14 protein-coding genes are annotated in these 16,225 nt (G+C 62.8%); 4 read left to right on the top strand and 10 right to left on the bottom strand.

Annotated elements, in window-relative coordinates; genetic code table 11:
- Positions 1 to 224 precede the first annotated feature (224 nt).
- A complete protein-coding gene (locus tag HA399_RS00325) occupies positions 225 to 1,172 on the top strand; it encodes a LysR family transcriptional regulator (RefSeq protein ID WP_107335730.1) in 948 nt (315 codons plus the stop codon).
- A gap of 144 nt (positions 1,173 to 1,316) precedes the next feature.
- On the opposite strand, the gene HA399_RS00320 is transcribed toward HA399_RS00325, so the two are convergent.
- Positions 1,317 to 1,745: a host attachment protein gene (locus HA399_RS00320; protein WP_043331587.1), complete on the bottom strand. Its 429-nt coding sequence runs from the start codon at positions 1,743 to 1,745 to the stop codon at positions 1,317 to 1,319.
- Between the two features lie 255 nt (positions 1,746 to 2,000).
- The gene (locus HA399_RS00315; RefSeq protein ID WP_404325651.1) at positions 2,001 to 3,944 is read right to left on the bottom strand and encodes a methyl-accepting chemotaxis protein; all 1,944 of its coding nucleotides are present in this window, start codon (positions 3,942 to 3,944) and stop codon (positions 2,001 to 2,003) included.
- A gap of 336 nt (positions 3,945 to 4,280) precedes the next feature.
- Here HA399_RS00315 and HA399_RS00310 point away from each other — a divergent pair, with 336 nt between their 5' ends.
- Positions 4,281 to 4,829, top strand: coding sequence for a hypothetical protein (locus HA399_RS00310; protein WP_225347462.1), 549 nt, complete (start codon positions 4,281 to 4,283; stop codon positions 4,827 to 4,829).
- A 143-nt stretch (positions 4,830 to 4,972) separates the two neighbouring features.
- On the opposite strand, the gene HA399_RS00305 is transcribed toward HA399_RS00310, so the two are convergent.
- From HA399_RS00305 to hemE, 7 genes are all read right to left on the bottom strand, one after another.
- Positions 4,973 to 5,701 (bottom strand): amino acid ABC transporter ATP-binding protein, encoded by a 729-nt coding sequence (locus HA399_RS00305; RefSeq protein ID WP_043331784.1) that lies wholly within the window; start codon positions 5,699 to 5,701, stop codon positions 4,973 to 4,975.
- 78 nt (positions 5,702 to 5,779) lie between these two features.
- Entirely contained in the window at positions 5,780 to 6,904 is a 1,125-nt protein-coding gene (locus HA399_RS00300) for an amino acid ABC transporter permease (RefSeq protein WP_043331588.1), read from the bottom strand.
- Between the two features lie 10 nt (positions 6,905 to 6,914).
- Positions 6,915 to 8,105, bottom strand: a complete 1,191-nt coding sequence (locus HA399_RS00295; RefSeq protein ID WP_043331589.1) for an amino acid ABC transporter permease — start codon at positions 8,103 to 8,105, stop codon at positions 6,915 to 6,917.
- A gap of 255 nt (positions 8,106 to 8,360) precedes the next feature.
- On the bottom strand, positions 8,361 to 9,386 hold the full coding sequence (locus tag HA399_RS00290) for an amino acid ABC transporter substrate-binding protein (RefSeq protein ID WP_225347461.1): 1,026 nt from the start codon (positions 9,384 to 9,386) through the stop codon (positions 8,361 to 8,363).
- Positions 9,387 to 9,816: 430 nt separating this feature from the next.
- Entirely contained in the window at positions 9,817 to 10,680 is an 864-nt protein-coding gene (speE, locus tag HA399_RS00285; RefSeq protein ID WP_404325650.1) for a polyamine aminopropyltransferase, read from the bottom strand.
- A gap of 287 nt (positions 10,681 to 10,967) precedes the next feature.
- Positions 10,968 to 11,354, bottom strand: a complete 387-nt coding sequence (locus tag HA399_RS00280) for a VanZ family protein (protein WP_052384300.1) — start codon at positions 11,352 to 11,354, stop codon at positions 10,968 to 10,970.
- Between the two features lie 109 nt (positions 11,355 to 11,463).
- The gene (gene hemE, locus HA399_RS00275; protein WP_043331592.1) at positions 11,464 to 12,561 is read right to left on the bottom strand and encodes a uroporphyrinogen decarboxylase; all 1,098 of its coding nucleotides are present in this window, start codon (positions 12,559 to 12,561) and stop codon (positions 11,464 to 11,466) included.
- A gap of 324 nt (positions 12,562 to 12,885) precedes the next feature.
- On the opposite strand from hemE, the gene ribA reads away from it, so the two are divergent.
- Together ribA and HA399_RS00265 are read left to right on the top strand one after the other, a co-directional pair.
- A complete protein-coding gene (gene ribA / locus HA399_RS00270) occupies positions 12,886 to 13,521 on the top strand; it encodes a GTP cyclohydrolase II (RefSeq protein WP_043331593.1) in 636 nt (211 codons plus the stop codon).
- Positions 13,522 to 13,655: 134 nt separating this feature from the next.
- On the top strand, positions 13,656 to 14,435 hold the full coding sequence (locus tag HA399_RS00265; RefSeq protein WP_404325648.1) for a hemolysin III family protein: 780 nt from the start codon (positions 13,656 to 13,658) through the stop codon (positions 14,433 to 14,435).
- Positions 14,436 to 14,593: 158 nt separating this feature from the next.
- Here the strand turns inward: HA399_RS00265 and HA399_RS00260 are convergent, their stop codons facing one another.
- On the bottom strand, positions 14,594 to 15,895 hold the full coding sequence (locus HA399_RS00260; protein WP_404325646.1) for a DUF4172 domain-containing protein: 1,302 nt from the start codon (positions 15,893 to 15,895) through the stop codon (positions 14,594 to 14,596).
- Positions 15,896 to 16,225 lie beyond the last annotated feature (330 nt).

The raw sequence follows: 16,225 nt of genomic DNA, 5'->3' as shown, positions 1-16,225 counted from the left end.
CAGCTTATGACCCAATGAACTATGCAGCGATTGTAGTCACTGTAGGGTTATGCGTTAAATGGTTTATCTGGATATAGGTTATCTAGTTTACCAATATTGGTTGCGAATGAATCGCATTTCAACCTCGATCGTGCAGGGTCCGCCCGCTCTGACGGCGAATCCTGCGTTGCGTTCACTTTCGCCTCCTCATCTCTGCCCCTTCACTGCATGCCCCGGGAGGTCGAATGCGCTACAGCCTTCGCCAGCTGGCCGTCTTCGTGGCGGTCGCGCGGCATGACAATGTCTCGCTGGCCGCCGACAGTCTGGCCATGTCGCAATCAGCGGCCAGCACGGCACTGGCCGAGCTGGAGCGTCAGTTCGATTGTCGGCTGTTCGATCGCCATGGCAAGCGCCTGCGGCTCAATGGCCTGGGGCGTGAGCTGCTGCCCAAGGCGATCGCGCTGCTGGACCAGGCCGAGGAACTGGAGCAGCTGCTCGGTCAGCAGGACGCCACCGGCTCGCTGGAGATCGGCGCGACGCTGACCATCGGCAACTATCTGGCGCCTCAGATCATCGGTGACTTTCTGCATCATCACCCCGCCAGCCGCGTCGAGCTGCACGTGCACAATACCCATCAGCTGATCGACAAGCTGGTGCACTTCGAACTGGATATCGGGCTGGTGGAGGGCGAGGTGGAGCACCCGCTGCTGGAGGCGACCCACTGGGTCAGTGATCGGCTGAGCATCTTCTGTGCGCCGTCACACCCGCTGGCACAGGGCGAGGTCACGCTTGAGCGCCTGCTGGCGGCACGCTGGATCATGCGCGAGCGTGGCTCCGGCACACGCGGCACCTTCGAGCAGGCATTGCGCCCACATCTGGACGGGCCTTCGACCAGCGTCTCCCAGCGCCTCGACATCATGCTGGAGCTGGAACACACCGAAGCCATCAAGCGTGCCGTGGAAGCGGGGCTCGGCATCGGCTGCATCTCGCGCCTCGCGCTGAGAGATGCCTTTCGGCGCGGCAGCCTCGTCGAGCTGCCCACTCCATGGCTGGAGCTGACGCGCGCCTATCGCTTCGTCCACCATCGTGATCGCTTCATCACCCAGGCGATGCGCGAATTCGTCGCCGGTTGCCGCAACCTGAGCGGCAGCGCCTCACGCAGTGACGAGATCATCCTGCCGCAGGTGCCGTGATTCGCACATGCACGGCCTTCAGCAACCGAGCCTGATGGCACTATCTCCTCACGTCATGAGGCTCACAAGAATAGCGAGCACTCACACAGACGCCGCCAGCGTTTCCGCTGGCGGCGTCCTGGTCTCTGCATGACGGGGGAGTGATCAGTGAGTCAAGCCGGTGAAACGTGCCTTGATCTCATCAGCGCTCTCGTGGGAGAGGTCCTTGTCGACGGTTTCCGTCACCAGCTTGGCGACCGGCTTGTCGAGCTTGTCGCGCAGCGCCCCCAGGAACTTGGGCGCGGCGGCGATGATCAGCTGATCGAACTTGCCGTCATTGGCCGTCTGCTTGAGGTATTGCGCGACTTCCTTGGCGAAGAAGTCCTGATGCTTGTCGGAGGTCGCGCCATCATCGCCAGTCTGATGCAGGCTGCCGTGCCCGCCGCTGGATTCACCCTTGCCACCGGTTCTCAGGTCACCGGTATGCTGGCGGCTTTCAGGATGTACGAGGCTTTCCACTTCGGTGACCTTGCCAGCGGCACGGGCAAAGATACGTGCACGTGCGGCGTCGGCAGCAACGATGTAAGTAACCATTTACACACTCCCTGTCTCTCGTGAGGCGTCGTTGATGAAGAATGATGATCATCGCTTCGCTTTCAATTGACTACATGCTGGCACCCTTGCGCACATTCAACCCTTGCCGCTCATTTCCCGCACACCACCCCGCCAGCCCGACGCCTGAAGGTCGACAGGAAAGCGGATAACCAAAAACGCCAGGGCCGCCCCGAAGGGCGGCCCTGGCGTCTGATGCCTGTCACTGGCGACTGACAGGCTCGCGTGCTGACGGCCTTACCAGGCTTGCCAATCCAGCTCCTCCGATGCGACGGGCCTGGCAGCACGGGGACTGGAGCCCTGTGCGGACAGGGTGCCTGCGCTGCGCGGCGCCATTGCGGGCGGCTGCGCAGGGCCATCCAGACGGAAGCGGCCCACCATCTCGGCCAGACGCGCCGACTGCTCGGAGAGCGCATCCGCTGCCGCGGCGGATTCCTCCACCAGCGCCGCATTCTGCTGTGTCACCTGGTCCAGCTCGGCCACGGCGCTGGAGACCTGTCCGACACCGTGATTCTGCTCCTGGGTGGCATGGCTGATCTCGCCGATCACCTCACTGACACGCATGACGCTGGCCACGATCTCGTTCATGGTGCTGCCGGCCACCCTGACCTGTTCGGCACCATTGCGCGTGCGCTCGTTGGCGGAGCTGATCAGCGTGGCGATTTCCCGCGAGGCCTCGGAAGAGCGCTGGGCGAGGGTACGCACCTCACCGGCCACCACCGCGAAGCCACGTCCCTGCTCGCCGGCGCGTGCCGCCTCGACGGAGGCATTCAATGCCAGCAGGTTGGTCTGGAAGGCGATGGAGTCCATGACACTGACGATCTCGGTGATCTTGCGCGAATCATCATCGATGCCCTGCATGGTGGTGACGACCTCTCCGATCACCTCACCCCCGCGACGCGCGACCTCACTGGCCGACTTGGCCAGCCCGTCAGCTTCATGTGCGGAGTCCGCGGACTGGGCGACGGTGCCGGAAATCTGCTCCATCGAGGCCGAGGTTTCCTGCAGATTGGCCGCCGCCTGCTCGGTACGTGACGACAGATCCTGGCTGCCCTGGCTGATCTCGGCGGCGGCGGTCTGCACCGCGCCACTGGCGAGGCGAATCTCGCTGAGCACGCCATTGAGGGTCGAGACGAAGCGATTGAAGGCATTGCCGATCTCGGCGACTTCATCACGCCCGCTGACCTGAATGCGCCGCGTGAGATCGCCCTCGCCCGCGGCGATATCCACCAGTGCATCACGCACCAGCGCCAGGCCGCGCAGACTGCGGCTGGCGATCCACGACATCACGGCGGCGGCCCCCAGCAACACCAGCAGCGTCATGGCCAGCGTGGTCCACAGCTGGGCATAAAGCGGTGCATCCGAGTCGGCCACATCCAGGGCCAGCGCCAGACGCCAACCGGTGTCTCCCAGCCCTGTCGAATCCAGCTCGGCACTGAACATGCGGTAGTCACGCTGCTGGATATCGACCACCAGTGCCGACTGGCCAGCGGCCACCAGGCGAGTGCTGCTGGCCAGGGTCTCGGGCGTCAGCGCCGATGCGAGTGCACTCATCGGCTTGAGCACCAAGGCATCATCCGGGTGGGCGATCAGCGTGCCGGTATCGTCGATCAGGAAGGCGAAGCTGTTGGGCGTCGGCGAGAGTTCGGCGACCGTGCGGGTGATGAACGCCAGCGGCAGATCACCACTGACCACGGCGACCAGCCGTGAGCCGCGATAGACCGGCGCCGCCACGCTGATTTCCAGTTCGCCACTGGTGGCACCGACATAGGGCGCCGTGATGACGGGCTTGCCGGTCGCCACCGCCGCCTGATACCAGCCACGTTGGCGCGGGTCATAACCTGCCCGCCCCGGGCGCCCATCGAAGTAACGGAAACGACCATCCGGGAAGCCGACATAGGTCTTGCTGAAGTCGCCCTGCTTCATCGCCTGGGTCAAGGCGGCATCGGGGAAGCTCTCGAGGCTACTGGCCGCGATGCCGCTCACCGCATTGATATGCACGCTGAACCACTGGCTCAGCTGGGCGGCGTTCGATCTCAGCAACTGTTGCTGGTAGTCGCTCTCATCGGCATGCGTATTGCGGAACGTGGTCCAGGCATTCAGGCTGCTGACGACCACCAGCGCCACCAGCACTATCGCCACACAGGCTAACGTGATGCGCGCACGTAACGAGGCAAACATCGCCACTCCTTGGTTCAAATCCATCGGGAAGGGGGCCGGGGGCGCCAGCGCAGAGCGCGCCGGGTCTGCCCCTCGGTGGCAAGGCATGCAGGCATGCGGTGTACCGGCGTCATCATCGGTACGTGCCACCCTCTGTATCGGCATGCCCGGCCTTTCCTTTACCCCGCCAGCCGCCCGCAACGCTCCTCCACCGTCGCCGGAACCGACACTGGCGTCGCGACTCCCGGACATGACGTCGATGGCGAAGTGCGTGCTAACATCCGCTCAACGCGGGGCGCCGCCTGCCCGTCTGCCACCGCTCCCCTCATCCTGTGGTCTTTTCTCGGAGAAGTTTCGATGCGCAATCTGCTCCTGATGCGCCGCCCGCTGCCCCGGCGCGTGCTGGTCACCGCTCACCTGATGCTGCAGCTGGGATTGCTGGCGGCTGCCAGTGGCTGGACGCTGCAGCACTTGACGCCCATCGGGCCTGACAATTCGCTGGTCGCGCAGTGGCCGGTACTGGCGCAGGGTGTCGGCGGCTTCCTGCTGGCCTTCGTGATGACGCGCCTGCTGTTCGAGTTGCTGATGGCGCCGCATCACCTGCTGAGCATTCGCGGGGGCAATCACACCCTGGATGCCGCGGCGCTGGTGACGCGCTCCATCTCACGCCGCCCGGCGGTGCACGACAATGACGACAGCTGGGTCGGCAAGCCGCGCAGCGTCACCTGGCCGCGCGAAGGCGAAGAAGCCCCCGCTGCCACAGCGGCGACGGCGACATCTGCCGATACACCTGCCGCTGCATCGCCCAAGGCCGCAGCCAAGCCGCAGGAGCCAAGCCTGGGCAGCGATGAAGAGCTGCCAGACACCAACAGCAGCGAAGTACGCCGCACCGAGCCCAGCCTCTAAGCGAGCCTCTTTATTCAGTGGAATGAGTTGATAGTGAGCACCCACCGACTGCCTTTCGGCTCACACACGAAAACGCCCCGCGTGATGGAAATCACGCGGGGCGTTGTCTTTTTCGGCTTACAGCATCCGGTCAGTCCGTGGCCTCAATGCCCCAGAATCTGGCTGAGGAACAGCTGGGTCCGCTCGGACTGCGGATTGTTGAAGAACGGCTCCGGCGCGTTCTCTTCGATGATCTGGCCTTGATCCATGAAGATGACGCGGTCGGCGACGGTCTTGGCGAAGCCCATCTCGTGGGTCACGCACAGCATGGTCATGCCTTCATTGGCCAGTTCGACCATGACATCCAGCACTTCCTTGATCATCTCCGGGTCCAGCGCCGAGGTCGGCTCATCGAACAGCATCACCTCCGGGCTCAGACACAGCGAGCGCGCGATCGCGACACGCTGCTGCTGGCCACCGGACAGCTGACCGGGGAACTTGTGGGCCTGATCGGCGATGCGCACGCGCTCCAGGTACTTCATGGCTTCGGCTTCCGCCTCGCGGCGCGGCCGCTTCTGCACCCAGATCGGCGCCAGACAGCAGTTCTCGAGCACCGTCAGATGCGGGAACAGGTTGAAGTGCTGGAACACCATGCCGACGTTGCGACGGATCGCCTCGATCTGCTTGATGTCCTGGGTCAGCGGCATGCCGTTGACCACGATATCGCCTTCCTGATGCTCCTCGAGATGATTGATGCAGCGGATCATCGTCGACTTGCCGGAGCCCGAAGGGCCACAGATGACGATACGTTCGCCCTTGCGCACGCTCAGGTTGATATCACGCAGCACGTGGAAGTCGCCGTACCACTTGTTGAGGCCCTTGAGCTCGATCATCGGGCGCTCATCGGTGCCGGTGTTGCCCTGCGAGGCGGATGTTGTCGTTGTCATGATGAAGATTCCTTGGCGCCGTGATCAGCGCTTCTTGTGACCGGTATGCAGCAGGCGCTCGAGATACTGGCTGTAGCGCGACATGCTGAAGCAGAAGACCCAGAAGACCAGCGCCACGAAGGCATAGCCCTCGATGGAGTAGCCCAGCCATTTGGGGTCGGCGAGACCGGCCTGCACGATGGCGAGCAGATCGAAGAGCCCGATGATCAGTACCAGCGAGGTGTCCTTGAACAGGGCAATGAAGGTATTCACGATGCCGGGAATCATCAGCTTGAGCGCCTGGGGCAGCACGATCAGCCCCATGTTGCGCCAGTAGCCCAGCCCCAGCGCCATGCCGGCCTCGGTCTGTCCCTTGGGGATCGCCTGCAGGCCACCACGCACCACTTCCGCCATGTAGGCACTCTGGAACAGGGTGATGCCGATCAGCGCGCGCACCAGCTTGTCGAGATTGACCTCGCCAGGCACGAATAGCGGCAGCATCACCGAGGCCATGAACAGCACCGTGATGAGCGGCACGCCGCGCCAGAACTCGATGAACACCACACAGATGCTCTTGACGATCGGCATCTCGGAGCGACGCCCCAGCGCCAGCAGGATCCCCAGCGGCAGTGCCGCCACGATACCCACCACGGCCAGCACCAGTGTCAGCATCAGACCACCCCACTCGTGGGTACCGACGATCTCGAGGCCGAAGCTGCCGCCATGCAGCAGGAAGTAGGCGATGAAGGGGAACACCGCCAGGCTGACGATGGCGACCCAGCCCTTGGCCGGCAGCTTCGGAATCGCCAGCCAGGCGATCAGAGCCGCAAAGACGGCGAAGACGATATCGACCCGCCAGGTTTCCTCACTCGGGTAGAAGCCGTAGATGAACTGATCGAGACGCGCACTGATGAACACCCAGCAGGCGCCCTCCCCCGTGCAGTCCTCTCGTGAGGTGCCACTCCAGCTGGCATCGATCAGCGCCCATTGCAGGCTGGGCACCACCAGCAGGTAGACCAGATACAGCGCGAACAGCGTGAACAGCGTATTGATCGGTCCGGCGAACAGATTGCTGCGCAACCAGGCCACCGCGCCGATGCTGTCGCTCGGCGCCGGACGGGAATCGATCATCTTCTCGGTGACCCGTGACAGGGTCTTTTCAATCGACATGGGCAGACCCTCAGCGCTCGACCAACGCCATGCGGGCGTTGAACCAGTTCATGAACATGGAGACCAGCAGACTGATGGTCAGATAGACCAGCATCGTCATGGCGATCACCTCGATGGCCTGACCTGTCTGGTTGAGCGTGGTACCCGCGAAGACCGAGACCAGATCAGGATAGCCGATGGCCGTGGCCAGCGACGAGTTCTTGATCAGGTTCAGGTACTGGCTGGTCAGCGGCGGAATGATGACGCGCAGCGCCTGCGGCACCACCACCAGACGCAGTGTCATGCCACCGGACAGCGACAGCGCCCGTGACGCTTCGGTCTGGCCGTGCGGTACCGCTTCGATGCCGGAACGCACGATCTCGGCGATGAAGGCTGCGGTGTAGACCGACAGCGCGACCCACAGGGCGAGGAACTCGGGGACGACCGTGATGCCGCCACGGAAGTTGAAGCCCTTGAGTTCCGGCAGCTCCCAGCTCAGCGGCATGCCCATCGCGAAGTAGGCCAGCAGCGGCGCCACGATGATCAGGCCGAGCGAGATCCAGCCCGCCGGCAGGCGCTGACCGGTACGTGCCTGACGCTGACGGTTCCAGTAGCTGAAGATGCCGCTGGCGACGACGGCCAGCACGAACACGGCAATCACCACCGAGAAACCGCTGGAGGTGATGGGGGCCGGCACGAACAGACCGCGAACATTGAGGAAGAACGCCTCGCCCAGCGACAGCGAGCCACGCGGACTCGGCAGGGTTCTCAGGACGGCGAAATACCAGAAGAAGATCTGCAGCAGCAGCGGGATATTGCGGAAGACTTCGATATAGACCGCCGCCAGCCGTGAGATCAGCCAGTTGGGGGACAGGCGCGCGACCCCCATGACGAAGCCGATCACGGTCGCGGCGATGACACCCAGTGCGGATATCAACAAGGTATTGAGCAGGCCGACGATGAAGGTATCGCCATAGGTGGATTGCTCGGAATAGTCGATCAGGCTCTGCAGGATGCCAAAGCCTGCGGTGTTGTCCAGAAAGGCAAAGCCGGTGGTGATGCCACGGCTTTCGAGGTTGGTCAGGGTATTGCTGACGATGATCGCCAACACACCGAACACGCCTGCCAGCATCAATAGCTGGAAGATCAGTGCCCGCTTGGCCGGGTCACGCCAGAATGGTGGCTTGACCGTGGCCGGCGGGCGAGAAGCAGGTTGTGTCATACAGGCAATCTCCGCCGGAAAGCTATGCGACTTCCGCCTGCCGTCCTATCGAACGGCAGATCAGTTATCTCTCGGCACTCGATGAATGGGTCACGAGGAACAGGCTGGGCCTCACAGGCTGGGCCTCATGAACTGGGGCCCACATGACGCTGGCCAGAGAAAGTGGAGCAAGACGCTCACTTCCCCTGGCCAGCGTCCTTGCTCAGCCTGTCATGAGGGGCAAGGCCCACCCGCAGTACAGGGCGAGCCCGCGCATCAGCGAACCGGCGGGGCGTACTGGACGCCGCCATCGGTCCACAGTGCGTTCAAGCCGCGCTCGATACCCAGTGCGGAGCCGGTACCGACGTTGCGCTCGAACATCTGGCCGTAGTTACCGACCTGCTTGATGACCTGGTAGGCCCAGTCAGCCGGCAGCCCCATGGCTTCCCCGTAGTTGCCATCGGCACCGACCAGGCGCGCGACGTTCGGGTTGGTGTCCGACTTCTTCTCTTCGATGTTGTCGGAGCTCAGCCCCATCTCTTCGGCGTTGATCTGGGCGAACAGGGTCCATTTGACGATGTTGAACCACTGGTCATCGCCCTGACGGACGACGGGGCCCAGCGGTTCCTTGGAGATGACTTCCGGCAGCACCATCGCGGACGCCGGATCGGAGAGCTTGATACGCAGCGCGTAGAGCTGGGATTGGTCGGAGGTCAGGACGTCACAACGACCGGCTTCGAAACCCTTGACGGTCTGGTCGGAGGTATCGAAGACGACCGGCTCGAAGGACATGTCGTTCAGGCGGAAGTAGTCCGCCAGGTTGAGCTCGGTGGTGGTGCCGGACTGGATGCAGACGGCGGCACCGTCCAGCTCCTTGGCACTGGCGACGCCCAGGTCCTTGCTGACCATGAAGCCCTGGCCGTCGTAATAGTTCACGCCAGCGAAGTTGAGGCCCAGTGAGGTGTCACGGGTCGCCGTCCAGGTGGTGTTGCGGGACAGGACATCAATCTCGCCGGACTGCAGCGCGGTGAAACGCTCCTTGGCCGTCAGCGGTACATAGCGCACCTTGCTGGCATCGCCCAGCACGGCAGCGGCGACGCCGCGGCAGACATCGACATCGAGGCCCTGCCAGTTACCGGCGTCATCCGGTGCCGAGAAGCCCGGCAAGCCGGTGCTGACGCCACACTGGACAAAGCCCTTTTCCTTGACGCTATCCAGGGTCGCGGCACTGGCGCCTGTCGCCATGGAGGCGGCCAGGACAGCGGCGCTAGCGATCAGCAGTGGCTTCTTGTTGTTATGCATCGTGATTCCCTCGCGAAAGTCTGGAGTCCGCTCGATCAGCCTCGAGTCAGAAGTGGTGCAATGCATTGCATGGCACCTACCGACAATAGCAAGCCGCGTTCCAATTTCCGCCTATCGCGTGATCCGCTGCGTTCAACGCTGAAAAAAGCGCTAAAACCCAGTGATATAGGCCAAAGCCTCGGAGTGGGGCGGCGGATCATTCCGCGCGATTGCCGCGCAGTTAGGCTCATGGCGAGACCAGTTCGCCTCATATCGGTGCAAAATAAAAACGGCCGTTTCATTGCGAAACGGCCGTTGGCGGTGCAGCGATGTGGCGCGAGTGGCAGATTGCGACCAATGTCTCGGTCTGCCTGACTCAACGCTTGTTCATCCCGTCAGGCACGTTTTCGTGCCTGATGGGACTCCCTTGCCACTGCAAGGTGCATGCAGATCACTTCTCCAGCAGGCGCTGCATGAAGGGCGGCAGCACCAGGGCGGCGCGATGGCCTTCGACGGTATAGAAGTCACACGCGAAGGTGGCGGCAGCGGCATCTTCCTCGCGGAATGACTTCACGTCACAGCTCTTGCCCGCCAGGGTGCAGCTCCACCAGCCGGACGGATACACCGGCTGCGGGAACGGCAGGGTCGCGACGCTATCAAAGCCCGCTTCGCCCATGTCGTTGCGCAGGTCCTTGATGATGGAATCGGTGTGATAGAGCGGAGACTCGCTCTGCTGCACCATCAGGCCGCCCTGCTTGAGGATACGATGGCAGCGCTTGAGGAAGTCGGTCTTGAACAGACCTTCCGCCGGGCCGACCGGGTCGGTGGAATCGACGATCAGCACATCGATGCTCTCGTCCGGGCAGTTGTCGACCCACTTGACGCCATCCTCGAACAGCAGCTCGGCGCGCGGGTCGTCATTGGACTCGACCAGCGCCGGGAAGAATTGCTCGGAGGCACGCGTGACCGCCGGATCGATATCGATCTGGGTGACCTTCTCCACGCCCGGGTGCTTGAGCACCTCACGCAGGGTGCCGCAATCGCCACCGCCGATGATGACGACACGCTTGGGGTCTGCATGAGCGAACAGCGCCGGGTGCGACATCATCTCGTGATAGAGGAAGTTGTCACGGTCAGTCAGCATCACGCAGCCGTCCAGCACCATCAGGTTGCCGTAGGTCTCGGTGGCATAGACTTCGAGGTGCTGATAAGGGGTCTGCTCGTCATGCAGCTTGTGGCTGACCTTGAGCGAGAAGGCGCTGCCGTGGCGATCGAAGATTTCGGTAAACCAGGAGCCATCGAGACGTTCGGTCATGGGGGACCCTCGCATTGGATATCACAGACGGGATATCAAGGTATGGATAGAGACGGCACGATGGCCATCGGAAATTGCGCCAATCAGCACTGCGCCAGCGTCAGGCCGGCAGTTCACGGCCCGCATGACGACCACGCGGCGTGATGTCGTGATACGCGACATGCCGGGCAAGCGCCAACATGGCGCAGGCGCTGCACCATAGCCAAAGACGGCCGGAGTGGAAAGTGTTGATGCATGACAATTTCAGACAGGCCGCGTATCGATGACACGCGGCCCGGGGGAGAGGCTCAGCGAGAAGCCGGCCCGAGGCGGACCAGATGCAGAATCAGTCGGACGCACTGAAACACTCCCAGCCCGATGAGGATGCCGGCGAGGTCCGCCAGTGCATCCAGCACCTCAGCGCCGCGATAGGGAATCGCCAGCTGCAGACATTCGATGGCGACGCCCAGCAGCAGCAGGACCGGCAGGATGATCAAGCTGGTCAAGCCCGCCAGCCGTGTGGTCAGCGCCAGCAACGCGAAGGCGGAGAAATGCTGCAGCTTGTCCCAGGGGAAGGTCTGCTCCGGGTGCGGCACGCCCGGGGAGAGCGTGCCGAACAGGATCAGCAACAGGCACAGCAGCGCCACGAAGGCCCAACCGCGGCGCGGGATGAGACGCTGCTCGACCGGCGTCATGCTGACACCCCCGCTGGCCGGCGCCCTTCTGCTTGCTGCCCTGCTGCTTGCCACCTTCTATAGGCAGCAACAGGGGTTACAGCAGAGAAGACCATGATGGGCTCTCCCATCAGCCGCGGGCGACCGGTGTCGCATTGGCGGCGTCATCCTGATGGTAGGCCGGGCTCAGCTCGTGCAGCGCGTCCATCAGGGCATTGACGTTGCCCGGGTCGGTGAACTGGCTGATGCCGTGCCCCAGGTTGAAGATGTGGCCCGGGCCCTGACCGTAGCTGTCGAGGATACGCCCGACTTCGGCACGAATGGCGGCCGGCGTACCGAACAGCGCATTCGGGTCCAGGTTGCCCTGCAGGGCCACACGATGGCCGACACGCTCACGCGCATTGGACATCTCGGTGGTCCAGTCGAGGCCGACGGCATCACAGCCGGTGGCGGCGATGTGTTCGAGCCACTGGCCACCATTCTTGGTGAACAGGATCACCGGTACACGGTTGCCTTCGCTGTCCGGCTTGAGGCCAGCGACGATCTGCTCCATGTAGCGCAGCGAGAACTCGAGGTAGGCCGGCGTGGACAGGGTGCCGCCCCAGGTATCGAAGATCTGCACCGCCTGAGCACCCGCGGCAATCTGGGCGTTCAGATAGTCGGTGACAGCCTGCGCCAGGGTGTCGAGCAACTGATGCATGGCTTCCGGATTGGAATACATCAGGCCTTTCACGTGACGGAAATCCTTGCTGGAACCGCCCTCGACCATATAGGTGGCCAGTGTCCACGGGCTGCCGGAGAAACCGATCAGCGGCACGCGACCGTTCAGCTCACGGCGGATGGTGGACACGGCACGCATGACGTAATCGAGATCACGCTCGACATTCGGCACGCTCAGCGCCGCGATTTCCTCGGCAGTCCGCACTGTCTTGCGGAATTTCGGGCCTTCGCCGGTCTCGAAGTAAAGGCCCAGCCCCATGGCATCCGGGATGGTCAGGATGTCGGAAAACAGGATGGCGGCATCCAGCGGGAAGCGCTCCAACGGCTGCAGCGTCACCTCGCAGGCACGCGCGGTGTCCATGCACAGGTCCATGAAGCCACCGGCCTGACCGCGGACTTCGCGATATTCCGGCAGATAGCGGCCAGCCTGGCGCATCATCCAGACGGGAGTACGGTCGACCGGCTGACGGGCCAGCGCGCGCAGGAAGCGATCATTCTTCAAGGTCATCGGAATCACACATCAGCTCGGGGAATGTCTCGGCATTCTATCAGAGCCTGAGAAAAATCCCGCCCATCGTGGTGATGCAACAAATGCATTGGCAAATCGCCCCGCCTTTATAGTTCCTTTGCTGGCGTCATCCGGCCATTGTGGTGGTGGCGGCAACAACGCTTTTCCATACAGAGCGATGAGTCATCGGCCACAGACTGGTAAACTCGCCACATGACTGCATGCTGGCCGCCGGTATCTCGAGCGACTCATCGAGACATTGCCGGACCACCGCATGCCCGCGCTTTTTCAGCCCGGCGATTGTCCGGGCGTTCGAGGTGAACAGTGACCATTCGATTCATCGCCGCCTCGCGGCTGCCAACGCCCTGGGCGACCTTCACCATGCACGGTTTCGAGGATGAGACCACCGGCAAGGACCACATCGCCCTGACTCTGGGCGACATCGATGACGGCGCACCGGTGCTGGGCCGCGTGCATTCCGAGTGCCTGACCGGCGACGCCCTCTTCTCGATGCGCTGTGACTGCGGCTATCAGCTGCAGGAAGCGCTCAAGCGCATTGCCGCCGAAGGCCGTGGCGTGCTGCTCTATCTGCGTCAGGAAGGCCGCGGCATCGGCCTGCTCAACAAGATTCGCGCCTATGAGCTGCAGGATGGCGGCGCCGATACCGTCGAAGCCAATGAGCGCCTCGGCTTCGGGGCTGACATGCGCCGCTACGATATCTGTGTGCCGATGCTGGAGCATCTCGGCGTCAGCACTCTCAAGCTGATGACCAACAACCCGCGCAAGGTCGATGCCCTGACCCGTGATGGTGTCACCATCAGTGAGCGCCAGCCGATCACCACCGGCCTGAATCCGCACAACGAGCACTATCTCTCGACCAAGGCGGGCAAGCTGGGCCACATGATGGCACTGGATGATTTCACCCAGGCAAGCGACGTGGATATCGAGCGCAGCGAGTAGCCGCGCGCAGGGGGAGCCTGATGGGTTCCCCCTTCCTTTATAGGCAAATTGACTGGCTGGCACAGCGAGCGTGACATGACGACGTCACCCGCCAGAGAGTAGGCTGGAGTCGAACCCGCGCCGGAGACATCGCCATGCGCAAAGACTCAACGGCTGCATCATCACAGCCTTCGTCAACACGGCCCGCCTCGGCACCTCCTCAGGCATCCCCCTCTTCCAGCGCATCGCCTGCCGATGACGCGAATTCACGCGACACCTCCGCGACGCCTGCTCTCTATACCCGGCTGGAAGAATGGCTGCACAGCGCCAGCCACGGCATCGGCGCCGTCATGGGCCTCGTCGGCATGATCGTGCTGATCGTGATGGCCAGCCTCGCTGCCGAAGTCGACCCCTGGAAGATCGTCAGCGTCAGCCTCTACGGCCTGACCCTGGTGGTGCTGTATGCGGCCTCGACGCTCTATCACGGTATTCGTCACCCACGCCTGAAATATGCCTTCCAGCTGCTGGATCACTGCGCCATCTATCTGCTGATCGCCGGCACCTATACACCCTTCCTGCTGGTCAATCTTCGCGGCCCGACCGGCTGGACGCTGTTCGCCATCATCTGGTCGCTTGCACTGGGTGGCATCTTCCTCAAGCTGCGCTGGCCTGAACGCTTCAGCGCCCTGCGCGTGAGCGTCTATCTGCTGATGGGCTGGTTGATCGTGTTCGCCTCGCCGATGCTGGTCGAGAAGCTCTCCGAGACAGGGCTCATCCTGCTGGTCGCCGGTGGCATCACCTATACCCTGGGCGTGATCTTCTTTCTGATGACGCGCCTGCGCTATCACCACGCCATCTGGCACCTGTTCGTGCTTGGCGGCAGTACCTGCCACTTCTTCGCCATCTATACCGCAGTGCTGCCGTATTCCGTGTGACGTGATCGGGGCCGCCATGCTGGCCGGCGCTCTTGAGCACACCGGCTTGAGAACACGGCACTGAGAACAAGGAACTGAGAACACCGGCAAGCCACCTCAAAAAAGCGGGAAGGGTCATGACGACCCTTCCCGCTTTTTTTCGCGATTTTTTTGACGCTTCAGGGCTCGTCTCTCACAGGGGTGTCTCCTTGAGGGGCGAAGACCGGCAAGCGATACCGGGTGCCACGCCCGACACCGTAACTTTCCAGTACCTGCTTGGCGGTCAGGTCGGCGAGATCGCGGGCGGCGGTAGGGTCGGAGGTATCGACCAGGGCGCGGTATTCGGCGCGCCCCACGCCCTCTTCGTCATCTCGCTCCAACAATGTCAGTACCAGCTCGCGCTGGCGGGCATTCAGCGGCGTACGCGCGTGCTCCAGCCACAGACGCTCGGCGCGCTGGACGCGCTGGTAATGGAAGGCCGTCCGACGACCGGCGTCGCGCAGACGCAAAAGCCACCACTCGGCCCAGACATTCATGTCACCGGGCAGTGCATCCTCCCCCTCACCATTGAGCGCGCGGTCCAGCTGCGGCGGCAGCGGATGGCCGCTGGCCGAGGTCTGGGGCTTGCCGAGATAACGCTGCTCCAGCTCGCGCAATTCATCCTGATGCTCGAGCACCACCGAGAACAGCGCCTGGCGGCGCCAGCAGAGTTGCTCCAGCGCTTCCGGCTCCCAGCGCTCGGCGACCTTGCCGACAAACTCGCCCTGCTGCTGCAACGCGGCCAGGGCATCGATTCGTGTCAGCCAGCGCATCAGCAGCAAGCGCCCGATCAAGCCGTTGCCCAAGGCCAGCGGTGCGAGCGCCTGCCAGTGCGCATGCAGCTGCAGGGCATTCAGCACCCCTGAGTTATCCACATCCGGTTCTTCCGTCGCCAGACGCTGCCAGAAGACATCCAGCTCCCGGTCCAGCGCATCGGGGTTCTCCGCCGGGGCGCGATAGCGCAAGCGCTTGAGACCGTAACGACCGCTGACCGCTTCGTAGCGCGCCTCGCGCCATGCACCGAGAGGCTGGCCACTGCTGCGCGGCAGGAAAGGCCCCAGACGCCGATGCCACTCGAGCACCTGTTGGCGGGTCAGCGGCTGAAATGCCGTGCGCACGACTTCCAGCGTCACATCCACGAAGACGTCGACGCCAGGTGCCGGCCCGCGCGGTGACTCCTGATGGCCGGACTCCAGCCCCAGCGCCTGATACAGCGCATCACGCAACGCCGCCCGCCCGAGCACCACGCCGGACAGCTGGGCACTGGCTTCCATCTCTTCGCTGAGGAGCGTCGCCTCGAGACGCAGGCGTTGTCGGGGATAGAGATTCTGCCCCTGAGCGACCAGCGGCGACATCACCGCCTGGGTCGCCGCCAACTGCCCCATCAAGGGCATGACCTCCAACCGCCCCCGTGGCCAATCAGGCTGCTGCCAGATCCACATAAGTTGTTATTCCCATTGAGGTTTTCACTAACATCTTATCAAAAAGATCCGCAATAAACCACATATCGAATCAATTAATGATGCGCAAAACAGACAAGATGCGCTCATCGCTCTTGATTTGATCAATATCATGTCATGAAAATCTAATAAACCTCTCAACCCCATGATTTTCATCGGATATGTCGCCACTCACAACGCATGAGTGCTTCCCTCGACCTCATCAAGATCAACACTTGACCATCATGACGAAAACAACCAATTACCGAATCATTAATAGATACGCAAAAGACTCAACAGCGCATCATTCAGCGCCTGATGGCTGAAACCCGC

Source organism: Cobetia sp. UIB-001 (assembly GCF_044789135.1).
In the GTDB taxonomy this organism is placed as follows: Bacteria; Pseudomonadota; Gammaproteobacteria; order Pseudomonadales; family Halomonadaceae; genus Cobetia; species Cobetia amphilecti.
The sequence above is the reverse complement of the archived record's forward strand: the minus strand, read 5'-3'. Positions and strand labels throughout refer to the sequence as shown.